23 protein-coding genes are annotated in these 24,079 nt (G+C 71.7%); 13 read left to right on the top strand and 10 right to left on the bottom strand.

The window, feature by feature from the left end; translation table 11 throughout:
• Window positions 1-13 precede the first annotated feature (13 nt).
• Window positions 14-1,198 (top strand): Acg family FMN-binding oxidoreductase, encoded by a 1,185-nt coding sequence (locus AC07RV_RS36680; RefSeq protein WP_296781705.1) that lies wholly within the window; start codon window positions 14-16, stop codon window positions 1,196-1,198.
• Here AC07RV_RS36680 and AC07RV_RS36675 read toward each other — a convergent pair whose 3' ends face one another.
• Complete coding sequence (locus tag AC07RV_RS36675; RefSeq protein WP_296781704.1) at window positions 1,199-1,729, bottom strand: CinA family protein; 531 nt, start codon at window positions 1,727-1,729, stop codon at window positions 1,199-1,201. It lies immediately after the preceding gene.
• Window positions 1,730-1,740: 11 nt separating this feature from the next.
• Window positions 1,741-2,268 (bottom strand): phosphatidylglycerophosphatase A family protein, encoded by a 528-nt coding sequence (locus tag AC07RV_RS36670; RefSeq protein WP_203204085.1) that lies wholly within the window; start codon window positions 2,266-2,268, stop codon window positions 1,741-1,743.
• Between the two features lie 234 nt (window positions 2,269-2,502).
• On the opposite strand from AC07RV_RS36670, the gene AC07RV_RS36665 reads away from it, so the two are divergent.
• Window positions 2,503-3,969 (top strand): MFS transporter, encoded by a 1,467-nt coding sequence (locus tag AC07RV_RS36665; protein ID WP_296781703.1) that lies wholly within the window; start codon window positions 2,503-2,505, stop codon window positions 3,967-3,969.
• On the opposite strand, the gene AC07RV_RS36660 is transcribed toward AC07RV_RS36665, so the two are convergent.
• Together AC07RV_RS36660 and AC07RV_RS36655 are read right to left on the bottom strand one after the other, a co-directional pair.
• Complete coding sequence (locus AC07RV_RS36660; RefSeq protein WP_296781702.1) at window positions 3,966-5,672, bottom strand: FAD-dependent oxidoreductase; 1,707 nt, start codon at window positions 5,670-5,672, stop codon at window positions 3,966-3,968. The genes AC07RV_RS36665 and AC07RV_RS36660 overlap by 4 nt on opposite strands.
• A gap of 11 nt (window positions 5,673-5,683) precedes the next feature.
• Complete coding sequence (locus AC07RV_RS36655) at window positions 5,684-6,697, bottom strand: Bug family tripartite tricarboxylate transporter substrate binding protein (protein ID WP_093350704.1); 1,014 nt, start codon at window positions 6,695-6,697, stop codon at window positions 5,684-5,686.
• 100 nt (window positions 6,698-6,797) lie between these two features.
• On the opposite strand from AC07RV_RS36655, the gene AC07RV_RS36650 reads away from it, so the two are divergent.
• Window positions 6,798-7,694 (top strand): LysR family transcriptional regulator, encoded by an 897-nt coding sequence (locus AC07RV_RS36650; RefSeq protein ID WP_296781701.1) that lies wholly within the window; start codon window positions 6,798-6,800, stop codon window positions 7,692-7,694.
• A gap of 13 nt (window positions 7,695-7,707) precedes the next feature.
• On the opposite strand, the gene thiL is transcribed toward AC07RV_RS36650, so the two are convergent.
• Complete coding sequence (thiL, locus tag AC07RV_RS36645) at window positions 7,708-8,682, bottom strand: thiamine-phosphate kinase (protein ID WP_296781700.1); 975 nt, start codon at window positions 8,680-8,682, stop codon at window positions 7,708-7,710.
• Between the two features lie 97 nt (window positions 8,683-8,779).
• Here thiL and AC07RV_RS36640 point away from each other — a divergent pair, with 97 nt between their 5' ends.
• Window positions 8,780-9,760 carry a hypothetical protein gene (locus tag AC07RV_RS36640; RefSeq protein WP_296781699.1) on the top strand — a complete coding sequence of 327 codons (981 nt, stop codon included), beginning with the start codon at window positions 8,780-8,782 and terminating at the stop codon, window positions 9,758-9,760.
• Complete coding sequence (locus AC07RV_RS36635; protein ID WP_093350714.1) at window positions 9,757-9,984, top strand: hypothetical protein; 228 nt, start codon at window positions 9,757-9,759, stop codon at window positions 9,982-9,984. Before AC07RV_RS36640 ends, AC07RV_RS36635 begins: the two co-directional genes overlap by 4 nt.
• A 10-nt stretch (window positions 9,985-9,994) precedes the next feature.
• On the opposite strand, the gene AC07RV_RS36630 is transcribed toward AC07RV_RS36635, so the two are convergent.
• The 4 genes from AC07RV_RS36630 to apaG form a co-directional block, all read right to left on the bottom strand.
• Window positions 9,995-11,215 carry a YbdK family carboxylate-amine ligase gene (locus AC07RV_RS36630; RefSeq protein ID WP_296781698.1) on the bottom strand — a complete coding sequence of 407 codons (1,221 nt, stop codon included), beginning with the start codon at window positions 11,213-11,215 and terminating at the stop codon, window positions 9,995-9,997.
• On the bottom strand, window positions 11,212-12,486 hold the full coding sequence (locus AC07RV_RS36625) for a cation:proton antiporter (RefSeq protein WP_296781697.1): 1,275 nt from the start codon (window positions 12,484-12,486) through the stop codon (window positions 11,212-11,214). The genes AC07RV_RS36630 and AC07RV_RS36625 overlap by 4 nt, the downstream gene beginning before the upstream one ends.
• Window positions 12,483-14,459 carry a transporter-like protein TlpB gene (gene tlpB / locus AC07RV_RS36620; RefSeq protein WP_296781696.1) on the bottom strand — a complete coding sequence of 659 codons (1,977 nt, stop codon included), beginning with the start codon at window positions 14,457-14,459 and terminating at the stop codon, window positions 12,483-12,485. Before tlpB ends, AC07RV_RS36625 begins: the two co-directional genes overlap by 4 nt.
• A gap of 80 nt (window positions 14,460-14,539) precedes the next feature.
• Window positions 14,540-14,935, bottom strand: coding sequence for a Co2+/Mg2+ efflux facilitator ApaG/CorD (gene apaG, locus AC07RV_RS36615; RefSeq protein WP_057593319.1), 396 nt, complete (start codon window positions 14,933-14,935; stop codon window positions 14,540-14,542).
• Window positions 14,936-15,034: 99 nt separating this feature from the next.
• Between apaG and AC07RV_RS36610 the strand changes: the two genes are divergently transcribed.
• From AC07RV_RS36610 to rpe, 3 genes are read left to right on the top strand one after another with little or no spacing between them, the layout of a single operon-like run.
• Window positions 15,035-15,310 (top strand): type II toxin-antitoxin system Phd/YefM family antitoxin, encoded by a 276-nt coding sequence (locus AC07RV_RS36610; RefSeq protein ID WP_203204093.1) that lies wholly within the window; start codon window positions 15,035-15,037, stop codon window positions 15,308-15,310.
• 14 nt (window positions 15,311-15,324) lie between these two features.
• Window positions 15,325-15,759: a type II toxin-antitoxin system VapC family toxin gene (locus AC07RV_RS36605; RefSeq protein ID WP_208511524.1), complete on the top strand. Its 435-nt coding sequence runs from the start codon at window positions 15,325-15,327 to the stop codon at window positions 15,757-15,759.
• Between the two features lie 53 nt (window positions 15,760-15,812).
• Window positions 15,813-16,502 (top strand): ribulose-phosphate 3-epimerase, encoded by a 690-nt coding sequence (gene rpe / locus AC07RV_RS36600; RefSeq protein WP_296781695.1) that lies wholly within the window; start codon window positions 15,813-15,815, stop codon window positions 16,500-16,502.
• 19 nt (window positions 16,503-16,521) lie between these two features.
• Here rpe and AC07RV_RS36595 read toward each other — a convergent pair whose 3' ends face one another.
• The gene (locus AC07RV_RS36595) at window positions 16,522-16,782 is read right to left on the bottom strand and encodes a hypothetical protein (protein ID WP_296781694.1); all 261 of its coding nucleotides are present in this window, start codon (window positions 16,780-16,782) and stop codon (window positions 16,522-16,524) included.
• A 186-nt stretch (window positions 16,783-16,968) separates the two neighbouring features.
• On the opposite strand from AC07RV_RS36595, the gene AC07RV_RS36590 reads away from it, so the two are divergent.
• The 5 genes from AC07RV_RS36590 to AC07RV_RS36570 all read left to right on the top strand — a co-directional run bounded on the left by AC07RV_RS36590 (window position 16,969) and on the right by AC07RV_RS36570 (window position 24,064).
• The gene (locus tag AC07RV_RS36590; RefSeq protein WP_296781693.1) at window positions 16,969-17,955 is read left to right on the top strand and encodes a succinylglutamate desuccinylase/aspartoacylase family protein; all 987 of its coding nucleotides are present in this window, start codon (window positions 16,969-16,971) and stop codon (window positions 17,953-17,955) included.
• 85 nt (window positions 17,956-18,040) lie between these two features.
• Window positions 18,041-18,943: a non-homologous end-joining DNA ligase gene (gene ligD / locus AC07RV_RS36585; protein ID WP_444814312.1), complete on the top strand. Its 903-nt coding sequence runs from the start codon at window positions 18,041-18,043 to the stop codon at window positions 18,941-18,943.
• 181 nt (window positions 18,944-19,124) lie between these two features.
• Entirely contained in the window at window positions 19,125-21,287 is a 2,163-nt protein-coding gene (locus tag AC07RV_RS36580) for an indolepyruvate ferredoxin oxidoreductase subunit alpha (RefSeq protein ID WP_296781692.1), read from the top strand.
• The gene (locus tag AC07RV_RS36575; RefSeq protein WP_296781691.1) at window positions 21,284-22,846 is read left to right on the top strand and encodes an indolepyruvate oxidoreductase subunit beta family protein; all 1,563 of its coding nucleotides are present in this window, start codon (window positions 21,284-21,286) and stop codon (window positions 22,844-22,846) included. The genes AC07RV_RS36580 and AC07RV_RS36575 overlap by 4 nt, the downstream gene beginning before the upstream one ends.
• 45 nt (window positions 22,847-22,891) lie before the next feature.
• Window positions 22,892-24,064, top strand: a complete 1,173-nt coding sequence (locus AC07RV_RS36570; RefSeq protein ID WP_296781690.1) for an ABC transporter substrate-binding protein — start codon at window positions 22,892-22,894, stop codon at window positions 24,062-24,064.
• Window positions 24,065-24,079: the final 15 nt, after the last annotated feature.

The following is a 24,079-nucleotide window of genomic DNA, read 5'->3' as shown; positions in this document are numbered from 1 at the left end:
GATAATCCCCGGCATGGACGAGCGAAGAAACTTTGTCCGGCTGCTGGGAGGCGGTGTGGTGTTGGCCGCGGGCGCCGCGGCACTGGCCACCTGGTGGCTGCACGACGACATGCCGGCCGCGGCCCTCGAGATCTGGAACGGTCCGGGCGACGAGCCCGACGTGCGCCGGCGCGCGATCGCCTATGCGGTGACCGCGCCCTCGGCCTACAACCACCAGCCCTGGCGCGTCGACCTGCGCGAGCCCGATGCGATCGTCCTGTACTGCGACCGCGAGCGCCTGCTGCCCGAGACCGACCCCTTCGGCCGCCAGGTGGTGATCGGCCAGGGCGCCTTCCTCGAGCTGCTGGTGATGGCGCTGGCCCAGCAGGGCGTGGCGGCCAGCGTGCAGCTGTGGCCGCAGGGCGAACTGCCCGCCGACCCGCGGCAGTGGGGCCACCTGCCGGTGGCGCGGCTGCGGCTCGCGGGCGGCGGCACGCCCGATCCGCTGTTCTCCCAGGTGCTGCGCCGGCGCACGCCCAAGCAGCGCTTCGACACCGCGCGCCCGGTCTCGGCCGAGCTGCTGCAGGGCGTGAGCGCGGCGGTGCCCAACGGCGGTTCGCTGCGCGCCGACGGCACGGTAGAGATGGCCCGCGTGCTGCCGCTGCGCCGACTCTGCCTGGCCGCGGCGCGGGTGGAGATCACCACGCCCAACACCGCGCGCGAGAACCTGCGGCTGCTGCGCGTGGGGCCCGAGGAGATCCTCGCGCACCGCGACGGCTTCTCGCTCAACGACCCGGCGCTGCGCGTGGCCGTGGCGCTGGGCCGCTTCGACCGCGAGGTGCCGGCGCGCGAGGGCAGCCGTGCCTTCGAGCGCACGCTGGCGCTGTATGCCGACCAGGCCAGCACGGCCATGGGCTTCACCTGGATCAGCACCGCGGGCAACAGCCGCACCGACCAGCTCAACGCCGGCCGCGCCTACCTGCGCCAGCAGCTGCGCGCCACCGACCTCGGGCTGGGCATGCACCCGATGAGCCAGCCGCTCGAGGAGTTCGCGGAGATGGCTGCGCACCACGCGGCGGCGCACGAGATGCTGCTGGGCCTGCCGCCGCCGCGCGACGCGCGCAGCCGCACGCTGCAGCTGCTGTGCCGGATCGGCTATCCGATGGCGCTGGTGCCGCCCGCGCCGCGCCGGCCGCTGGGCGAGTTCGCGCTGGCCTGATCAGGCCGCGTTCGGGGCTTCGAGCAGCTGCACCAGCGTGTGCAGCGCATGCCGCACCGTGGCCGCGCGCACCGTGGCGCGGTCGCCGTCGAAGCGGCGCCGCTCGGTGCGCACCTGGCCGTCGACCGACCAGCCGAACCACACGGTGCCGACCGGCTTGTCCGGCGTGCCGCCGGTGGGGCCGGCGATGCCGGTGACCGCCACCGCGACGCGCGCCGGCGCCGAATGCGCGATCGCGCCCTGCGCCATCGCGCGTGCCACCGGCTCGCTGACCGCGCCATGCGCCTCGACCAGCGCGGCGTCCACGCCCAGCAGCTCGGTCTTGGCCGCGTTGGAGTAGGTCACGAAGCCGCGCTCGAACCAGGCGCTGGAGCCCGCGAGCTCGGTGCAGGCGGCGCCGATCAGGCCGCCGGTGCAGCTCTCGGCGGTGGCCAGCAGCCAGCCCTTCTTCAGCAGCAGGCCGGCCAGGGCCTCCACCAGCTCGGGCGTGTCGAGGTCCTGCGATGAAGGGGGCGGGAAGGAGGATTCCATGGGTCGGGGTCTCACCAGGCGCGCCAGAGCGCGATCACCAGCAGCGAGCAGAAGGCCGCCACCAGGTCGTCGAGCATGATGCCGAAGCCGGCGTGCCACCAGCGCACCTGCGCGGCATCGCGCTGCTTGAACAGGCCGTCGGCCCAGGCCACGGGGCCCGGCTTGGCGGCATCGAAGAAGCGGAACAGGGCGAAGGCGACGATCTGCGCCCACAGGCCGGCCGGCGTCACCAGCCACAGCACGATCCAGAACGCGACCACCTCGTCCCACACCACCGCGCCGGGGTCGGCCAGGTTCATGTCGCGCGCCGTCAGCGTGCAGGCCCACCAGCCCAGCGGCAGCGAGACCCCGATGATCCAGCCGATCGCGGCCGGCGACAGCCAGTGCTGCATCACCGAGAACGCGGCCCAGGCCCACAGCGTGCCCACGGTGCCGGGCGCGAAGCGCGACAGGCCGGAACCCAGGCCCAGCCCGATGAAGTGCGCCGGATGCGAGAACAGGAAGCGCGCGCTCGGGCGGCGGATGGAGGGCGGGGGCATGGCGCCGGAAGTGGGCATTGGACGGGCGGGATCGGAGACGGGAACGGCGGCGTGCATCAGCCGGGAGTGTCGCGCATCTTGCCGCAGCGGGTGCCGGCGGGGCGCGCGGCCCGCCGTCTTCGATTTTATTTATCAAAGCGATTGCTTGTTTAATTCGGGATGGCGGCCTAGTATCCAGGCACCTTTCCAGATCCGGGCCCGGGCGCTTTCGCCGCCGGGGCCGACGCTTTCACCATGGCCTCTTCCTCCTCTCCCGCCCTCGACCGCTCCCGCGCCGACCCGCCGGCCACCGCCGGCTGGGGCGAACTCTTCAGCGGCCGCAACGGCTGGCGCGCGCTCGCGCTGACCGGCGGCGTCGCGCTGCATGCGGTCAACGTCCACATCGTCACCACCGTGCTGCCCTCGGTGGTGCGCGAGATCGGCGGGCTCGACTGGTACGCCTGGAGCACCACGCTGTTCGTGCTCGGCTCGATCCTCGGCGCGGCGCTGTCGGTGCGCCTGCTCGCGGTGCTGGGCCCGCGCGGCGCCTGCCTCTCGGCGCTGGCGGTGTTCAGCGCCGGCTCCATCGGCTGCGCGCTCGCGCCGGCCATGCCGTGGATGCTGGCCGGCCGCACGGTGCAGGGGCTGGGCGGCGGGCTGCTGGCGGCGCTGAGCTACGGCCTGATCCAGCTGGTGTTCGCGCCGCGGCTGTGGCCGCGCGCGGTGGCGCTGGTGTCGGGCATGTGGGGCGTGGCCACGCTGTGCGGGCCGGCGGTGGGCGGGCTGTTCGCGCAGGGCGGCCACTGGCGCTGGGCCTTCTGGACCCTGCTGCCGGTGGCGGCCGCGCAGGCGCTGCTGGTGACGCTGCAGCTGCGCCCCGCGGCCGGCGTGCGCCACGAGCGCCCCGCCACCGCGCCGCGCATCGCGCTGCCGCAGATCGCGCTGCTGCTGGCCTCGGTGCTGGTGATCGCGGCCAGCGAGTTCGGCGCCTCGCTGCCGGCGCAGGCCGCGGGCGTCGCGCTGGGGCTGGCGCTCGGCATCGCCGCCACGCGCGTCGACCGCGCCTCGGCCGTGCGGCTGCTGCCCACGGGCGCCTATTCGATCGCCGCGCCGCTGGGCGCGATCTACGCCAGCGTGGCGCTGCTGCTGATCGGCACCACCACCGAAATCTTCGTGCCCTATTTCCTGCAGCTGCTGCACGGCCACACGCCGCTCGCGGCCGGCTACCTCACGGCCGCGATGGCCGGCGGCTGGAGCGTGGGCTCGCTGCTCTCGTCGGGGCGTAGCGGCGCCGGTGCCGACCGCATGCTGCGCGCCGGCCCGGTGGTCTGCACGCTGGGCCTGGCGGCGCTGGCCGTGCTGCTGCCCGCGCCGGGGCATCTGCCCGCCGCGCTCGAGACGTTGGCCGTCGCGCTCGCGCTGGCGGCCGTGGGGCTCGGCGTGGGCATCGGCTGGCCGCACCTGCTGACGCGCGTGATGTCGCGTGCGCCGGCCGGCGAGGAAGGCCTGGCCTCGGCCTCGATCACCACGGTGCAGCTCTACGGCATGGCGGTCGGCGCCGCGGTGGCCGGGCTGGTGGCGAACGCGGCCGGGCTCACGCAGCCGGGCGGCGTCGAGGGCGCGCGCTCGGCGGCCGTGTGGCTGTTCGCGAGCTTCGCGATCGCGCCGGCGCTGGTGGTGCTGCTGGCGCGGCGCGTGGTGTCGGCCACGCGCGAGTCTTAAGCCAGCACCCCTTCCCACGGCAGCGCGCGCTTGGTCGCGCGCTCGCGCTGCGGTTCGCCGCGCAGCCGCGCCACCAGCTCGTACACGTCGGCCGGGATGTAGGCGCCGCGCCAGGCCACGTGCTGGTCGGCGCGGCACAGCACCAGCCGGTGCGCGTAGGCCGGCGGCACCACGGCGGCGTCGATGTCGAGCACCGTGAGCGGCATGCGGTAGGTGTCGGCCGCGCGTTCCAGCGCGCGCACGTCGGCGCTGCGGTCGAAGCGCAGCAGCGTGTAGCCCGGGCCGAAGGCGTCGTACAGCGAGCGGCCGTCGGCCAGCCAGAAGTGCGGCGCGCGGCAGCCCGGCACGGTCGAGGCCGTGAAGGCGCCCATCGAATAGACCGGCGGCACGTGCTCGCCGTCGGGCACGATGATCGGCGAGCCGGTGTAGAAGTAGCCGAAGTTCAGGCCCGCGCAGCAGAACTGCTGCACGTTGAGCTCATAGGCCTCCTGCCCGATGTCGGCGCGCAGCGCGTCGCCCTCGGGGCCCGGTGCCTCGATGTTCGAAGGCACCGCGCGGCGCGCGCGGATCATCTTCTGCGCATGGTCCATCGCGAACTGCGAGACCTGCTCGGTGATCGGCAGCCGCTCGGCCTCGTAGGCGTCGAGGATGCCCTCGTCGGCCCAGCCCTGCACGCAGGCCGCGAGCAGCCACGAGAGGTTGAGCGCGTCGGCGATGCCGGCGTTCATGCCGTAGCCCGCATAGGGCACCCACAGGTGGGCGGCGTCGCCCGCGAGGAACACGCGGCCGTCGCGGAAGCGGTCGGCCACCAGGCGGCGGCCCACCCAGTCCTCCTTGCTGAGGATCTCGTACTCGAAGTCGGGACCGACGCCGAGGATCTCGCGCAGCGAGCGGTCGCGGTCCACCGAATCGAACTCGGGCTCCTCGGCGTTGAGGTGGTTGTGCACCAGCCAGGTCTCGTGGCCGTCGATGGCGAACATGGTGCCGCAGCGGCGCGGGTTCATCGCGTAGTAGGACCACGCGGGCTTGCCCGGGATCAGCGCGCGCAGGCCGGGCGCGCGGATGCAGGTCGACTGCACGCGCTGGATCACCGCCGTGCCCTCGAGCTTCGCGCCCATCTGCTTGCGCACCGCCGAGCTGCCGCCGTCGCAGCCGACCATGTAGCGCCCGCGCAGGCTGCGCGTCACGCCGCTGTCGAGGTCGGTGGCGATCGCCGTCACGCCCTCGGCGTCCTGCGTGAAGCCGCCGACCTGCGTGCGGTTGAGCAGGGTCACGCCCGGCAGCGCGGCCGTGTGGCGCAGCAGGATCGGCTCGAGGTAGATCTGGTTGATGCGGTGCGGCGGCTCGGGCGTGGGCCACCAGGCATCGGGGCCCTCGGTCTCGGTGTAGCGGTCGCGCCGGCAGGGGATCGGGATGCGCGCGAGCTCGGTGCCGGTCACGCTGGTGCGGAACACCACGTCGTTCGGATGGTCGGCCGGCAGGCCCGCGTCGCGCAGCTTCTGCGCCACGCCCAGGCGGCGGAACTGCTCCATGGTGCGCGACGCCACATGGTTGCATTTCACGTTCGGCGGCTCGGCGAAGGCACGCGTCTCGCAGACGATCGTGCTGACGCCGCGCGAGGCCAGGTCCATCGCGAGCGAGAGGCCCACCGGGCCGGCGCCGACGATCAGCACGTCGGCCTGGAGATCGAGGTCGTTCTTCATGCGCACGGGGTCTATTCGAGCTTGATGTTGGCGGTGCGGATCACCTGCGCCCACTTGCGGGTCTCCGCGCGGATGTAGGCATCGAAGGCCTCGCTCGACCCCGGCGCGGGTTCCACGCCGAGGTTGCGCATCGCGGCCTTGATCTGTTCGTCGCCGAGTGCCGCGTTGATCTCGGCATTGAGCCGCGCGACCACCGGCGCCGGCGTGGCCGCGGGCGCCACCACGCCGAACCAGCCGGTCGAGTCGTAGCCGGGCAGGCCGGCCTCGGCCACCGTTGGCACCTCGGGCAGCATCGGCAGCCGCGCGGGGCTGGTGACGGCGAAGGCGAGCAGCTTGCCGGCCTTGATCTGCTGCAGCGCCGAGGGCAGGTCGACCACCGCGAGCGGCACCTGTCCCGCGAGCGCGTCGAGCGCGGCCGGACCCGAGCCGCGGTAGGGCACCTCGACCAGCTTGACCTCGGCCATCTGCGCGAACAGCGCGGCCGACAGGTGCATCGCCGTGCCGTTGCCGCCATGGCCGATCGACAGCCCGCCGGGCTGCGTCTTCGCGAGCGCGATCAGCTCGCGCTGGTTGCGCGCCGCGATCGAGGGATGGCCCACGATCACGAACGGGATCGCGGCCAGCATGCCCACGGGCTTGAAGTCCTTCAGCGGATCGAAGGGCATCTGCGCATAGAGGCTCGCGTTGGCCGCGAGCGCGCCCGCCGCGCCCACGCCCAGCGTGTAGCCGTCGCCCGGTGCCTTGGCCACCAGCGTGAGTCCGACGTTGCCGCCTGCGCCGGGCCGGTTGTCGACCACCACCGGCTGGCCCAGCTTCTCGTTGAGCCGCGGCACCAGCATGCGCACCACCGCGTCGGCGCTGCCGCCGGGCGGGAAGGTCACGACCACGCGGATCGGCTTGTCGGGAAAGGCGCCCGCGGCGGGTGCCTGCGCGAAGGTGGGTCCGCCGGACAGCGCGGCGGCCGCGGCCAGCAGCAATTGCCTGCGCAGCGGTTGTGTCGCGCCGCGGGCGATCGTTGCGGTCATCGGTACTCCTTGAATGTTCATGTCTGTTCTGCGTCCGATTGAACGATGGGCGGATTCATTCGTAAATCAAGAAATTCAGAACCAAATATCATGTTTCCTGATGAAAGCGAACTTCAGTCCTACGATCCGCCAGCTGCGCGCCTTCCTCGCCGTCTACCAGCTGCGGCAGCTCAGCGCCGCGGCGCAACGGCTGTTCGTCACGCAGTCGGCCGTGAGCATGCTGCTGCGCCAGCTCGAGGACGGATTGGGCACGCGGCTGTTCGACCGCACCACGCGCTCGCTCAAGCCGACGGCCGCCGCGCAGGAGATGCTGCCCGCGGCCGAGCGCATCCTGCGCGACGTCGATGCGCTCGCGGCCGGCTTTCGCGACCTCGCCACGCTCGAGCGCGGCCGCGTCTCGATCGCGATCACGCCGACGCTGGCCTCGTTCCTGCTGCCCGAGGCGATCGGACTGTTCCAGCAGCAGCATCCCAAGGTGCGCGTGGTGGTCAGCGATTGCGCGCCCGACCAGTTCATCGCGCGCATCCTCGGCGAGCACGTGGACTTCGGCATCGGCACGCCCGAGCGGCCCGGCGCCGAGGTCGAGACGCAGCGCCTCTTGCGCGACCATCTCGCGCTGGTGTGCCGCAGCGACCATCCGCTGGCGCAGGCACGCGTGGTGCGCTGGACCGACCTCGGCCGCCATCCGGTGATCACGGTGCGGCCCGGCTATGGCGTGCGCCCGTTGATCGACGGCACCGCCAGCGATGCGGGCGTGGCGCTCGAGGTCGCGCACGAGGTGTCCTTTCTCTCGACCGCGCTGTGGATGACCGCCTGCGGCATGGGCCCGTCGATCATGCCCTCGGCCTTCGCGCGCGCGGCGGGCGATCCCGCGCTGGTCATCAAGCTGCTGAGCGCGCCGCGCGTCTCGCGCGACATCTCGGTGGTCACCAAGCGCGGCCACACGTTGTCGGAGGCGGCGCGCCAGTTCATCGACGTGCTCAAGCGCACGCTGTGAGGAGGACTGGCGTTCAGGCGAAGTGATCGAAGGAGCCGAAGCGCTGCGCCACCGGCGCGCCCGCGGCATCGACAAAGCGCAGCCCGCTCTCGGCATCGATGCGCCCGATGCGCGTGACCGGCGTCGCGCTGTCGCGGCCGGCCTGTTCCACCGCCGCGCGCGCCGAGGCCGGCGCGGTGAACACCAGCTCGTAGTCGTCGCCGCCCGAGATCGCCATCGCGCGCAGCGTGGCGCGTTCCAGGCCCGCGGCGGCGGCCGAGCCGTCGGCCACGGCCGCGATGCAGTGCATCGCCGCGTCGACGTCGAGCGTCGCGCCCACGCGGCTCGCGCGCAGGATGTGGCCGAGGTCGCCCGCGAGGCCGTCGCTCACGTCGGCCGCCGCGCTCGCGATGCCGCGCAGCGCCTGGCCCAGCGCCACGCGCGGCGCGGGCTGCTCCATGCGGGCGCGCGTGCGCTCGAACAGCGGGCCCGGCAGCGACAGCGTGCCGCGGAAGTTCTCGAGCGCCAGCCGCGCATCGCCGAGCGTGCCGCTGGTCCACAGCTCGTCGCCCGCGCGCGCGCCCGAGCGCAGCAGCGCCGCGCCGGCCGGCACTTCGCCGAACACGGTGATGCAGATGTTGAGCGGGCCGCGCGTGGTGTCGCCACCCACCAGCTCGCAGCCGTGCTCGTCGGCCAGCGCGAACAGGCCGCGCGAGAAGCCCTCGAGCCAGTTCTCGTCGACGCCCGGCAGCGCCAGCGCGAGCGTGAAGGCCAGCGGCTTCGCGCCGCAGGCCGCGAGATCGCTGAGGTTGACCGCCAGCGCCTTGTGGCCGAGCCGCGCCGGATCGACGGTCGAGAGGAAGTGCCGGCCCTCGACCAGCATGTCCGAGGAGACCGCGAGCTGCATGCCCGGCGCGGGCGCGAGCAGCGCGCAGTCGTCGCCCACGCCCAGCGGCGAGCGTGTGGCGGGGCGCTGGAAGTAGCGCTGGATCAGGTCGAATTCACCCATGCGCCGAGCATAAGCGGGGAAAGGCATGCGCCGATGGCCGACACGCGGCGCCGCCGCGATGCATTAGATTGGGGGACTGTCCGAGGAGATCCGCCGAATGCCCGATACCCTGACCCTGTCCGCGACCGAACGCGTCGGCGAAGCCATGCGCCGCTCGCTCCCGCTGCTGCCCGGCGAGGCGCGCGGCACGGTCGAGGCGATGCTGCAGCCCGAGGCGCTGGCGATCGTCGCCGGCACGCTGGTGGTGTGGGCCGGCTCGCATTTCTTCGGCGTGGGCGAGGTGGTCGACATCATCCTGCTGGTGGTCGGCTTCGCGGCGCTCGGCATGTCGGTGTTCTCGGGCGCGGGCGAGCTGTCGGAATTCACCACCAAGGCCGTCAACGGCCGCACCAGCGCCGACCTCGACGAGGCGGCCGGCCACTTCGCGAAGGCCGTGATGCTGCTGGGGATCTCCGCGATCCAGGCGATGCTGTTGCGCGGCGCCGCCAAGCCCGTGGTCCAGCGCGGCATGCCGCGCGTCGAACCGTTGCCCGACGTGGGCACGCCGCCGCCGGCCGGCAACGGGCTGTCGCTGAGCCGGCCGCGCTCGCTGCCGGGCGGCGAGCTCGGCGGCACCACCATGTACGGCGAGATCGCGGTCTCGCGCGCCCAGAGCCTCAGCGAGCAGAAGGTCACGCTGTTCCACGAGCTCGTGCACCGCTACTTCTCGCCGCGCACCGGCCCGCTGCGGCAGCTGCGCGCGCAGTTCCGCTGGAACGCCTATTCGAAGTCCTCGCTGCTGCGCTACCTCGAGGAAGCGATGGCCGAGGGCTATGGCCAGCTGCGGGTGCACGGCCTGTCGCAGGCGCTCGGCGCCTACCGTTTCCCGATCCAGTTCGGCTACGTCACGGTGTCGCAGATGCGCGCCGAGGGCATGGCCATCGGCACCATCTCGCTGGGCGGCACCCTGTTCTGGGTCGGCGTGAGCGACGGGCCGATGCCCACGCATCCCCGCATGCCGCAGGCGCTGCCGCCGTTGCCCGCTCAGCCTCCGGCCCAACCGTCCTCTCCGCGGCTGCAGCCCGCGCCCGCGCGATGATCGACGAAGCCACCGCCATCGGCGTCGCGCGCCGCATCGCGCTGCAGCAGGGCTGGGCCTTCGTGGAGCCGGTGCAGGCGCGGCTGCGCAAGCCCTGGTTCTTCTCGAAGCAGTCCGCGCGCTGGGAGATCGAGAGCAATGCCGTCGCCTTCGGCGCGCGCGCGCGCTTCGTGATCGATGCCGAGGACGGCACGGTGCTCGAGAAGGGCTACGTGCCGCGCTGAGGCGCCTCTGCTACGTCGCCCCGCGAAAGCGCAGCGACGCCTGCCGCACCACCTCGGCCAGCAGCCGCTCGCGCCCCTGCCGCTCGCGCAGCCAGCGCGCGTCGTTGCGGTTGGTCTCGACGCTGGTGCGCAGCTCGCCCAGCGCCTGGGTGGCGTTGAGCGCCTCGCTGTGCCATTCGAGCTGGGTCATGGTCATCAGGATGTGGTCGCGCAGCGGCATGTGCTGGCCGCTGGCCGGGTCGACGTAGACCGCGTCGAGGCCGAAGCGACAGGCCTGGAAGCGGTTGTAGGTATAGACCAGGTAGTCGTCCTCGCTGGGCTCGAAGGGCTGCTCCTGCAGGAACCAGGCGGCCAGCGACTGCACGTAGCCCGCGAGCGCGGCGGCACGCGCCACGGTCAGCGGGGTGTCGAAGACGCGGATCTCGATGGTGCCGAACTCGGGCTTGGGCCGGATGTCCCAGTAGAAGTCCTTCATGCTGCGCACGACGCCGGTGCGGGTCATGCGCTCGAAGTAGGCCTCGAATTCCTTCCAGCTCGTGGTGAACGGCGCGCGGCCCGACAGCGGGAACGCGAACACCGAGTTCAGCCGCGCCGAGTCGAACTGCGTGTCCTGCCCCTGCACGAAGGGCGAGGAGGCCGACAGCGCGATGAAGTGCGGGATGTAGCGCGACATGCGGTGCAGCATCAGCAGCGCCGAGTCGGCATCGGGGCAGCCGATGTGCACGTGCTGGCCGAAGATGGTGAACTGCTTGCTCAGGTAGCCGTAGAGCTCCGACAGCTCGCGAAAGCGCGGCTTGTCGTAGATGCGCCGCTCGTGCCATTGCTGGAAGGCATGCGTGCCGCCGCCCACCACCGCGATGTTGAGCTTGTCGGCGTTCTTGATCAGCGCGTCGCGGATCGGCGTGAGCTGCGCGATCACGTCCTGCGCCGAATGGCAGATGCCGGTCGAGATCTCGATCATGCTCGAGGTCATTTCGGGCACCACGCTGCCGGGCAGCGGCGTCTGCGCCATCAGCCGCAGCATGTCTTCCGCATACGGCGCGAGGTCGTAGTCGTGCGTGTTCACGAGCTGCAGCTCGAGTTCGACGCCGAGCGACAGCGCCTCCGACTTGTTGAAGGGCTCGAGCTTGACGGCGCGGCTCGCGGGATCGGCCGGCAGCGGTGCCGAGCGCACGTCGTCGCTGTCCGGGTCGATCGCGGGGCTCGGGGGAGTGGTCGTGTGGCTGCTCATCGCTGCGTGTCCTCGGCGGTGCTGCTGAAGGCCTCGGGCGCCCAACGCACCGAGCTCTCGCCGACCGCATGGATCGCGACCGTGGCGAGCACGGCGCCCAGCAGTTCCATCAGCAGGATCGAGGGCAGCGCGACCTGGGTGATCATGGTGCCGAGCAGCGGCGAGGCGGTGGCGAAATTGGAGGCGATCAGGAGCGCGATCGAGGACAGCGGCGACATCGCGCAGCCGACCCAGAAGGCCTGCTTCCAGCTCGCGCCGCTGCCGGGGTTGGCGATCGCCACGCCGGCGATCTTGGCCACCATGCGCACGGCGATCAGCGCCAGCACCACGCTGGCCACGGGCAGCGTCCAGTCGGCCTGCGCCGCGACGATCGACACCAGCACGAACATCAGCATGGTGAGCAGCGAGGACGCGGTGCCGAGCTGGCGCTGCCAGGCCCAGGGCTTGGGATTCAGGGTCTTGAGCAGCACGCCGCCGATCAGCGCGGCCAGCGGCGCGGAGCCGCCGATGTGCGCGGTGACGGCGGCGCCGGCCGCGATCAGCGCCAGCAGCAGCAGCGAGGTGTTCTCGCTGGTCGGGCTCATCACGCGCAGCGCGGTGCGCAGCGCCAGCGCCATCAGCGCGCCCACCACGAAGGACAGGCCCAGCACCACCGCGATCGGGTAGAGCTTCTGCAGCACGGTCTGCGGCGCGCGCTCGATCAGGCCGGCCTGCGCATAGCCGAGCGCGAGCGCGTAGAAGGTGTTGAGCGTGGCCAGCGTCATCGCGCGCTCGGTCACCGGGCCGGCGGCGCGGGTGTCGATGATCACGCGGCTCAGCACCGCGGGCGAGGCGACGATCGCCATCAGCGCGAGCGGGTTGGCCACCGGGTCGGGCAGGCCCAGCAGGCGCAGCACCCAGAACACGCCGAAGTAGGTCAGCGTGGCTTCGAGCAGGCTCTGCACCAGCACCATCGGGTTGTGGCGGAACCAGCGCAGCGGCAGACGGCCGCCGGCCTCGAACAGCACCACGGCCACGCCGAGCTCGAGCAGGAACAGGCTGATGCCGCGCAGCGGCCAGATCGCGCCCTCGAAGCCGGCGAAGCCGACGATGGTGCCCACGATCGAATAGCCGACCACCTTGGGCATGCCCATGTAGCGGCGCACCAGGTGGCCGGAGGCCGCGGCCGCGGCCAGCAGCAGCGACCACAGCACGGTGGGAAGGCCGGCCGACGGGCGGGCCCATTCGGACCAGAAGCCCATCAGGTCGGCGGTGAGACTCGTCAGATTCATGCGGGTAGGAAGAAGCTCATGGGCCGGCTGCGCCAGCGCGCCCGCAGCGCGCCGCGGATGCGGGCGCGGTCGGCGAGGCTCACGCTGTGCGCGCGCAGCGCCAGGCGGAATGCGAAATAGAAGCTCACGCTCACATTGAGCGCACCGATCACCGGGATCGCCGCCACCGCCCACCACAGCAGCGGTTGCTGCAGCACCGGCAGGCCGAGCGACACCACCGCCGCGCCGATCTGGCCGGCCGACAGCGTCACGTGCCGCACGTCGAGGCCGAGCCCGAAGAAGCCCGCGACCGCTGGCAGCAGTCCGAGCATCAGGCCCAGCGAAATGTTGGCGGCGAAACCGGAGATGTGGGTGCGCATGAAGTCGGCCCATCGACGGGCCCGGGCGGCGCCCAGGACGGCGCCGATGCGGGGGTTGTACCGCATGGCGGAGTCCAGCCGATGCAGGACAAAGGCGTTTTCTGCCCAGCCCGCGATCAGGCTGGAGGCGAACAGCAGCACGCCGGTGAAGGCCGCGAACAGCGCCGTGGGGCCCGCGAGCGACAGCGACTGCAGCACGGTGGCCGCATGCGCGGCATCGAGCAGCGGCTGGTGCAGCGCGAGCCGCCAGGCGATGGCGAGCGCGGCCACCGCCGGCACCACCACCAGCACGTTGCCCAGCACCGCCGCCACCTGCGAGCGCACCAGGTTGGCGACCTCGTCGACGAATTCGTCGAGGCCGCTGTCGGCGCGGATCTCGCGCAGCCGCGCGGCCAGCGCCGGCGCCGTCATGGCCGGCTGCTTGGTGGCGAGCGTGAGGTGCAGCAGCTGGATCGCGACGAAGCTGGCGGCGTACATCACGCCCGAGCCCAGGCCGCTCCAGAAGGCCGACAGGCCCAGCGCGTAGATGCCGAACTTCGCGAGCACCGTGAGCGAGGTCAGCGCGCCGCCGCCCGCGGCCTTGCGCACCATCTGCCGGTAGCTCGCGCGGTCGCGCGTGATGTAGTGCTCGCCGGTCTCGGCGCTGCGCTCGGTGACCTTGGCCGCGAGCATCGACGAGTTCGAGGCGATCAGCGCGCGGATGCTGTTGCGCTCGCTGCCGGCCTGCACCAGCCGGCCGACCAGCCGCGCGATGCTGACCGCGGGCGTGGGCGACATCAGGCCGTCGAGCAGCTCGCGGATGCGCAGCACCCGCTCGCGCATCTGCCGTACGCGGAACACCAGACCGACCGAGATGCCGTTGTCTTCCAGGTGCGCATAGACCGAGGCGGCGCTCGCGCGGCAGGCATCGAGCCGGTCGCGGAACGCGACGAAGGCCGCCTGCACCGCGGCCTCGTCGCGCGGGCGGTCCTCGAACAGGCGCTCGCGCAGTTCGTCGAGCTCGGCCATCAGCGCATGGAAGGGCCGGCTCTCCTCGGTGCTGCGCATGCGCAGCCGCAGCTCGGACGAGAAGCCCGCGGCCACCAGCTGGCTCGCGCAGTAGGTGATGGCATCCATCAGCGTGGCGCGCCAGCGCGGCACGGTGGTGCCGTCGTCGGCCGCTTCATCGGCCAGCAGCGCGCCGATGCGCACCAGCTGCGGCGCTTCGAGCAGTGCGATCCAGCGCGCATCGAAGTCGCCCGGCAGCACCATGCGGAACAGCTCCGAGGCATCGGTGGTCTCGGGCGTGCCCGGCAGGATCTTGCGGCGCAGCCGCTCGTTGAACTCGCTGAGGAAGGCGGTGCGCGGCGCGAAGCCGTAGTCGGCCAGCAGCGTCGACAGGTCGACGTCGCGCGTGAAGGCACGCCACCAGGCGCGCACGCGCTCGCGCAGCTCGGGCCGTGCCTCGATGGCGTCGAGCAGCAGCTGCACGCGGCCCATGGCCGCCTGCGGCGAGGCACGGTCGCCGCGCAGCCAGTCGAACAGGTCGATGAGCCAGATGTGGCGCCGAGCCACGTCGGCGGAAGGATCGAGGCCGGCGAGCAGCCCCTGCAGGTCGCGCGAAGCGGCAGCCATGGGAGGAGGGAATCGAGAAGGGAAGAGGAGGGCGATGCCGCAGCGGGAGAAATTCCGTGCGGGTGCCCGAGCGGGAAAGGCTAGTGCAGCACGCGCGAGACCGGCGCGCCGCCGATGTCGGCCTCGAGCACGAACATCGGGATCGGCACGTCGAAGCGTTCGCCGTCCTCGGTCACCACGAGGTAGCTGCCGTGCATGGTGCCGCTGGCGGCCTGCAGCCGGCAGCCGCTGGTGTAGCGGAAGCTCTCGCCCGGCGCCAGCAGCGGCTGCTGGCCGATCACGCCCAGGCCCTTGACCTCCTGCGCATGCCCCGAGGCGTCGTTGATCAGCCAGTGCCGCGCGATCACCTGGGCACCGGTCGAGCCGGTGTTGGTGATCGTGATGGTGTAGGCGAAGGTGTAGATGCCTTCCTTCGGCGAGGACTGGTCGGCGAGGTAGCGCGGCTCGACCTCGATGGAAAGGGGGCTGTGTGACATGCGCGCGATGGTAACTGCTGGGTTTTGGCGCGGGGAGAGCTTCCCGGTACCGGGCCGGCTTTCTTGCAGGATTGGGGAAGATCAGATAATCTGGTCGGTATGACCAGAATTTCACTTCCAGGCCATTGGCCGCTGCAGGACGCCAAGGCGCGCTTCAGCGAACTGGTGCGCCGCGTCCACAGCGAGGGGCCGCAGCACGTCACGGTCCACGGGCGCGACGAGGTCGTGGTGATCGCGGCCGAGGACTTCCAGCGCCTGCAGGGCGCGCGCACGGGCCAGGCGCTGGTCGACGTGCTGCAGGCCTCGCCCCATCGGGACATCGAGCTGTCGGTCGGCGCCTCCGAAGCCTCGCCGGTGCGCAGCGTCGAGCTGTGAATGCCGTGAGCGCCATGAGCGCGATGAGCGGCTTCCTGCTCGACACCAACGTGCTGTCCGAGCTGCGGCGCCCGCGTCCCGAGCCCCGGGTGGTCGCCTTCGTCGGCGCGCAGCCGCTCGAAAGCCTGTTCGTCAGCACCGTCACCTTCGCGGAGATCCGCTTCGGCATCGAGCTGGTGGCCGACATCCACAAGCGCGCCCAGCTCAACGACTGGCTGCAGCTGCAACTGCGGCCGATGTTCGGCTACCGCGTGCTGCCGGTCAGCGAGGACGTGATGTTCAAGTGGCGGCTGATGGTCGAACAGGGCCGCAAGGCCGGGCGCACCTTCTCGCAGCCCGACCTGATCATCGCCGCCACCGCCGCGCAGCACGGCCTCGCGGTGGTCTCGCGCGACGCGGGCGGCTATGCCGGCACGGGCGTGGCGCTGGTCGATCCCTGGCAGGCATAGAAGAAGTCCGGAAGCTCCGCTGCGCCTTTGGCCGGCTGCGACAATCGCCGCCCATGACCTTCCGCATCGCCCCCTCCATCCTTTCCGCCGACTTCGCCCAGCTCGGCCAAGAGCTCTCGGACGTGATCGCCGCGGGCGCGGACTGGATCCATTTCGACGTGATGGACAACCACTATGTGCCGAACCTGACCTTCGGTCCGATGATCTGCCAGGCGCTCAAGCCGCATGCCAAGACGGCCGACGGCACGCCGGTGCCGATCGACGTGCACCTGATGGTGCAGCCGGTCGACGCGCTCGCGGCCTCGTTCGCGCAGGCCGGGGCCGACTACATCAGCTTCCATCCCGACGCCACGCCCCACGTGCACCGCAGCATCCAGGCGATCCGCGCGGCCGGCTGCAAGCCGGGGCTGGTGTTCAACCCGGCGCGCGGGCTCGAGGTGCTCGACTGGGTGATCGACGACATCGACCTGATCCTGATCATGAGCGTCAACCCCGGCTTCGGCGGCCAGAGCTTCATCGACTCGGCGCTGCGCAAGATCGAGCAGGCGCGCAAGCGCATCGAGCAGAGCGGGCGCGACATCCGCCTCGAGGTCGACGGCGGCATCAAGGCCGACAACATCGCGCGCGTGGCTTCGGCCGGCGCCGACACCTTCGTGGCCGGCAGCGCGATCTTCAACGCCAAGGACTACGGCGCGGTGATCTCGCAGATGCGCACGCAGCTCGCGGGCGTGGCCGCCGCCTGAGCGGCAACCGGGCTTCGAATCAGCGCTTGGCCTGCTCGCCGACCTTGTCGGCGCGCAGCCCCTGGTCGGTGTCGACCAGGCCGCGTTCCACGTCGTCATGCGCGCGGCGGCCGCGCTCGGTCGGCTTGCCGTCGCGGGTCTGCTGGCTGTCCGAGGACTGGTCGCGTTCGTGCGGCAGCCGCGGCGACGACTCGCCGCCCTGTTCGATCTTGGTCTTGCCGCCGCCCGCGTCCTTCTGCGGATCGGCGGGCTTGCGGGTCGTGGTGTTGTCCTTGGCCATGGGGCCTCCTTCGGTCGTTGGTGGGCACCAGCTTGCGCGGCGGCCCTCGCAGGGCCGGTAGGACAGCCCAGGGCACGGCTGTAGGCTGCGTGTCGATCGCGGGCGTGGCCTCGTGGCCGCGAGGATCGGTGCTATGAAAAGCGAAGCATCTTTGCACCTGTCAAGAGGCCTCCTCATAATCCCCGCATGGCTTCCTCTCCCTTCGACGCCGTCGCGCACGACAGCATCCGCCTCCACGCCTTCGCCTCCCTGAATCCCGGCCCCCGGCTGCTCGTGATGGGCGGCGTGCATGGCGACGAGACCAGCGGCACCGCCGGCATCGAGCGGGTGCTGGCCGAGTTCGCGGCGGGCGAGCTCGCGCTGCTGCGCGGCGAGCTCACGCTGGTGCCGGTGGCCAATCCGCTGGCGCGCCGGCGCCTGCAGCGCGAGGGCGAGCGCAACCTCAACCGGCTGTTCAAGCCCGCGGCCGAGCCGGCCGACTACGAGGCCCGCGTGACCAACGTGCTGGCGCCCGTGATCGCGCGCCACGAGGTGCTGCTCGACCTGCATTCGTTCCAGAGCGCGGGCGAGGCCTTCGCGATGATCGGCCCGCGCGACAACACCGGCACGCTCGAGCCCTTCGCGCGCGCCGCCGAGGAAGGCCAGCTCGCGCTGCACCTGGGCACGCCGATCGTGGTCGAGGGCTGGCTCGACATCTATGCTGCCGGCCTCGCGCAGCGCGGCGCCGCGGTCGACGAGGCCGCCATCGACTTCGGCCGCGGCACCAACGAATACATCCGCAGCTGCGGCGGCTACGGCGTCACGCTCGAATGCGGCCAGCACCAGGATCCGCAGGCGCCCGAGGTGGCCTGGCGCGCGATCCGCCGCACGCTGGCGCTGCTGGGCATGGCGGCGCTGCCGCCGGGCCTCGCGGCCGGGCCGGAACAACCGCCGCGGCTGCTGCGCCTGGCCAGCGTGACCGACCGGCTGCATGCCGACGACCGCTTCGCGCGCGACTGGGCCACCTTCGATCCGGTGCGCCGCGGCGAACTCATCGGCACGCGGCACGACGGCACGCCCGTGACCGCGCCCGACGACGGCTGCATCGTGTTCCCCAACGCGCTCGCGCTGCCGGACACCGAGTGGTTCTATTTCGCGCGGCCCAGCGAACGGCGACTCGACGGCACGGCCTGAGCGCCAGGAATACACGGCGCGCCGTCGCGTTCCTACATCCGCCGCCGCGGGCGCCGGTGACCATGGCAGGCCAAGGAAACGAACCATGGCCGCCGACCGCAAGCAATCCACGCCGCGCATCACCCATGCCGACCGCCTCGTCGAAGCGAAGAGCGGCATCACCAAGGGCGAGCTCGCCGCCTACTACGCGCGCGTCGCGCCGCTGATGCTGCAGCACCTGCGCGGCCGGCCGGTGGCGCTGGTGCGCGCGCCCGACGGCATCGCGGGCGAGCTGTTCTTCCAGAAGCATGCGCAGCACGGCGAGATGGCCGGGGTGGGCCTGCTCGACCCGGCGCTCGATCCCGGCCACGAGCCGCTGCTGCAGATCGACACGGCCGAGGGCCTGCTCGGCGCGGCGCAGTTCAACGTGGTGGAGTTCCACACCTGGAATGCGCTGTCGCGCGCCTTCGGCCAGCCCGACCGCATGACCTTCGACCTCGACCCCGGCGAGGGCGTCGAGTGGCCGCGCATGCAGGAGGCCGCGCTGCTGGTGCGCACGCTGCTCGACGAGCTCGGGCTGCCGTCCTTCCTCAAGACCAGCGGCGGCAAGGGCCTGCACGTGGTGGTGCCGATCCGGCGCGCGCATGGGTGGGACGAGGTCAAGGGCTTCTCGCAGGCCATCGTGCAGCAGCTCGCGCGCAGCGTGCCCGAGCGCATCGTCGCCAAGAGCGGGCCGCGCAACCGCGTCGGCAAGATCTTTGCCGACTACCTGCGCAACGGCTTCGGCGCCACCACCATCAGTGCCTGGTCGGCACGCGCGCGGCCGGGCCTGGGCGTGTCGGTGCCGCTGGACTGGGACGAGCTGTTCGAGGTCGACGGCTCCGACCACTGGACCGTGGCGACCATCGTCGAGCGGCTCGAGATCGGCAACGCGCCCTGGGCCGCGATGGAGCGCAGCCGCAAGGGGCTCGGCGACGCGATGCGCAGGCTCGGCTACCTGGTGAACTGAAAGCTCCCGTCCTCCGCGGACGGCTGGTCGCGATCGCGCGACATCGCATCGAATTCATCGATGTGTAACTCCCATTCCATCGATTGGGTAAATGAACGGGTACTCCTAAAGTCCCCGTCCACGAGCCAACCACGATGAAATGCGGCGCTTCCCGCGGCGCCGGCCGGAGACAAAGAACACCATGGAGCGATCCTTCGCCGAAGAAGTCAAGCGCCTCTCGCTGGGCGCGAACGAGGAATTCCACGGCGAGGGCATCCTGGCCGTCACCAAGGCCCTGCTGCAATCGGGCGTGAGCTACATCGGCGGCTACCAGGGCGCGCCGGTCTCGCACCTGATCGACGTGCTCGGCGATGCGCGCGAGCTGCTCGACGAGCTCGGCATCTATTTCGAGAACAGCGCCTCCGAGGCCGGCGCGGCCGCGATGCTCGGCGCCTCCATCAACTACCCGGTGCGCGGCGCCGTCACGTGGAAGTCCACGGTCGGCACCAACGTCGCGTCCGACGCGCTGTCCAACCTCGCCTCGGCCGGCGTGCAGGGCGGCGCGCTGGTGATCCTCGGCGAGGACTACGGCGAGGGCTCGAGCATCATCCAGGAGCGCACCCACGCCTTCGCGATGAAGTCGCAGATGTGGCTGCTCGATCCGCGGCCCAACCTGGGCTCGATCGTCGACGCGGTGGAGCACGGCTTCGAACTGTCCGAGGCGAGCCAGACGCCCGTCATGCTGCAGCTGCGCATCCGCGCCTGCCACGTGCACGGCAGCTTCGTCTGCAAGGACAACCGCGCGCCGGCCATCTCCACGCGCGAGGCCATTTCGCAGCCGCGCTTCGACTTCGCCAACATCAACCTGCCGCCCTCGATCTACGCGCAGGAGCGCATGAAGATCGAGTCGCGCTGGCCGGCCGCGCTGGCCTACATCCGCGACGCGCGGCTCAACGAGCGCTTCGACGGCGACTGCGCCGATGTCGGCCTGGTGCTGCCGGGCGGCCTCTACAACGGCACCCTGCGCGCGCTGCAGCAGCTGGGCCTGGCCGATGCCTTCGGCAACAGCCGCATTCCGCTGCAGGTGCTCAACGTGGTCTACCCGATGGTGCCCGACGAGCTCATCGATTTCTGCCGCGGCAAGCGCGCGGTGCTGATGGTGGAAGAGGGCCAGCCCAACTACATGGAGGACGCGCTGCACGCGATGCTGCGCAAGGCCGGCTGCGACACGCGGCTGCACGGCAAGGACATCTTCCCGATGGCCGGCGAATACACCGGCGAGGTGCTGGTGCGCGGCCTGGCCGAGTTCATCCGCCAGGCGCGGCCCGAAGCACTCGGCGACCAGGGCGCCGTGCGGGTGGCCGACAGCGCCGCGCCGCTGGCCGCGCTCAAGCCGCGCGCGGTCGAGGCGCTGGGCGTGCCCGTGCCGAGCCGGCCGCCGGGCTTCTGCATCGGCTGTCCCGAGCGCCCGGTGTTCGCCGCCATCAAGCTGATGCAGAAGGAACTCGGCAGCGTGCACGTCAGCGCCGACATCGGCTGCCACACCTTCGGCACCCTGCCGCCGTTCAACACCGGCAGCACGGTGCTCGGCTACGGCCTGGGCCTCGCGAGCTCCTCGGGCATCGCGCCGCTGATGGGCAACCGGGTCGTCAGCATCATGGGCGACGGCGGCTTCTGGCACAACGGCTTCACCAGCGGCGTGGTCAACGCGGTCTACAACGGCCAGGACTCGGTGCTCGTGATCCTGAAGAACGGCTACACCTCGGCCACCGGCACGCAGGCCATTCCCTCCTCGCCCACGCAGCCCGCGGCCAAGCCGCTGACCTTGGACATCGAGGCCGCGCTCAAGGGCGTGGGCGTGGGCTGGGTGCGCAAGGTGCGCAGCTACAGCGTGGCCGAGATGCGCGACACGCTGCAGGAGGCGATGACCACCGAGGAGGGCGGCCTCAAGGTCATCATCGCCGACGGCGAATGCCAGCTCGAGCGCCAGCGCCGCATCAAGCCCGTCACGGCCGCGAAGCTCAAGCGCGGCGAGCGCGCGGTGCGCACGCGCTTCGGCATCGACGACGACGTCTGCACCGGCGACCACTCGTGCATCCGGCTGTCGGGCTGCCCGTCGCTCACCATCAAGCCCAACCCGAGCGCGCTGCGCACCGATCCCGTGGCCACCGTCAACCAGGGCTGCGTGGGCTGCGGCCTGTGCGGCGAGAACGCGCACGCCGCGATCCTCTGCCCCTCGTTCTACAAGGCCGAGATCGTGCAGAACGCCGGCACCTGGGAGCGCCTGCTGCACCGGCTGCGCAGCGGCGTCATCGGCCTCATGGCCGGCAAGGCGCGCGACCGCGCGGAGGCGCTGGCGGCATGAACGACATTGCCTTCGAAGACGCACCGCGCATCGTGACCGTGCTGGTCGCCGCCATGGGCGGCGAGGGCGGCGGCGTGCTGGCCGACTGGCTGATCGCCGCGGCCACGGCCCAGGGCTTCCCGGTGCAGAGCACCTCGGTGCCCGGCGTGGCGCAGCGCACCGGCGCCACCAACTACTACATCGAGATCTACCCGGTCGAGGCCGCGCGGCTCGGCGGCGCGCGCCCAGTGTTCTCGCTCACGCCGAGCCCGGGCGACGTCGACATCGTCGCCGCTTCCGAGCTGATGGAGGCGGGGCGCGTGCTGCAGGGTGGCTTCGTGCATCCGCGGCGCACCACGCTCGTGGCCTCGACGCACCGCGAGTTCGCGGTGGCCGAGAAGTCCGCCATGGGCGATGGTCGCTACGACGGCCGGCGCGTGAGCGAGGCCGCGCGCGAACTCGCGCGGCACAGCTTCCTGTTCGACATGCGCGCGCTGGCCTGGCGCCACGGCACGGTGATCAACACCGTGATGTTCGGCGCCATGGCCGGCAGCGGCGCGCTGCCGTTCTCGCGCGAGGCCTGCGAGCAGGCGATCCGAGCTTCGGGCAAGGCGGTGGAGGCCAGCCTCAAGGGTTTCGCGGCGGGCTTCGAGCAGGTGGCGCATCCCGCGCCGGAGGCCACCGCCAGTGCCGCTGCGGCGTCGCCGCGCACGCCCATCGACCCGCGCATCGCCGCCATGCCCGAGCCGCTGCATGAACTGCTGGGCCATGGCCTGCAGCAGGTGCTCGACTACCAGGACGCGCGCTACGGCGCGCTCTACCTGCGGCGCGTCGACGCGGTGCTCGCGCTCGAGCGGCCCTTCGGCGGCGAACTGCCCGTGACGCGCGAGACCGCGCGCCATCTCGCGCTGTGGATGAGCTACGAGGACGTGATCCGCGTGGCCGACCTCAAGACGCGCGGCGAGCGGCTGCAACGCGTGCGCGAGGAAGTGGGCGCGCGCCAGGGCGAGCCGCTGCGCCTGACCGAATACCTGAAGCCCGGCCTCGACGAGGTCTGTTCGCTGCTGCCGCCGCGCGCCTCGGCATGGCTGCGCCGGCGCCTGGCCCACAAGGCGCACCGGCTCAACGTGGGCCTGCACATGCGCACCGACACCGTGCTGGGCTTCGCCATGCTGTGCGGCCTGCGCTCGCTGCGCGTGCTGCGCCGCGCCGGCGCGCGCTACGCGATCGAGCAGGCCATGATCGAGCGCTGGCTCGACACCGTGCGCGCCGCGCTCGCGCTGAGCCCGCGCCTGGCCTACGAGATCGCGCTGTGCGGCAACCTGGTCAAGGGCTACGGCGAGACCAGCGAGCGCGGCCACCGCAACCTCGGCGCGGTGCTCGACGACATGCAGGCCCAGTTCGCCGCGCCCCCCGGCGATGCTGCCGCGCTCGCGCAGGCGGCCGAGCGCGTGCGCGCCGCGCGCGAAGCCGCGCTGGCCGACCCCGAGGGCCGCACCCTGGCGCGCGCGCTGGGCCTGCCGCCACCCGCGCCGCGCGTCCACCCCATCCACATCGTGCGGCGAAAGCCGGCGCGCTGAGGGACCGCATCCCTTCCCCAGAGAACGACGACAGGAGACAAGACGATGAGAAACAGCAAGACTTCCACCTTCCTCGGCCGCCGCGCCGTCAACGCGCTGCTGGCCGGCGCCCTGCTGCTGCCGCTGGCCGCGCAGGTCCATGCGGCCGGGCCGATCAAGATCGGCGCCGTGGTCTCGGCCACCGGCCCGGCCTCCTTCCTCGGCGATCCGCAGCAGAAGACGCTCGAGATGTACGTGCGCAAGATCAACGCGGCCGGCGGCGTGCTCGGCCGCAAGCTCGAGCTGGTGCTCTACGACGACGCCAGCGACGCGAACAAGGCCAACGCCTTCACGCGCCGCCTCATCATGCAGGACGAGGTCGACGCGATCCTCGGCGCTTCGACCACCGGCTCGACCATGGCGATGGTGCCGCAGGCCGAGGCCGCGAAGATGCCGCTGATCTCGCTGGCCGCCGCCTCGGTCATCGTCGAGCCGGTCAAGCCCTACGTGTTCAAGATGCCGCACTCCGACCGCATGGCGGCCGAGAAGGTGCTCGGCGAGATGAAGAAGCGCGGCTTCACGCAGTTCGCGCTGCTGTCGGACACCGGCGGCTTCGGCAAGTCGGGCCGCACCGAGACGCTCAAGCTCGCCGAGTCGCTGGGCCTGAAGGTGGTGGAGGACCAGACCTACGGCGAGAAGGACACCGACGTCACGCCGCAGCTCACGCGCATCAAGTCCTCGGGCGCGCAGGCCGTGTTCGTGTTCGGCACCGGCCAGGCGCCGGCCATCATCGCGCGCAACCATCAGCAGCTCGCGATGAAGCAGCCGCTGTACACCTCGCATGGCCAGGCCTCGACCGAGTTCATCCGCATCGCGGGCAAGTCCTCCGAGGGCATCCGCATGCCTTCGCCCGCGCTGCTGATCGCCCAGGCGCTGCCCGATGCCGATCCGCAGAAGAAGGTCAGCGTGTCGTACGCGAAGGACTACGAATCGACCGCGAAGATGGACGTGTCGACCTTCGGCGGCTACGCGCACGACGCGCTGTACCTGCTGATCGATGCGATCCAGCGCGCTGGCGGCACCGACAAGCAGAAGCTGCGCGATGCCATCGAGGCGACCAAGGACTTCGTCGGCGTGAGCGGCATCTACCGCATGTCGGCCACCGACCACATGGGCCTGGACGTCTCCGCGTTCCGCATGGTCGAGATCAAGGACGGCAAGTTCGTGGAAGTCCGCTGAGTTCGCGCGCGTCAC

Source organism: Variovorax sp. GW821-FHT09B01 (assembly GCF_059418345.1).
The sequence above is the reverse complement of the archived record's forward strand: the minus strand, read 5'-3'. Positions and strand labels throughout refer to the sequence as shown.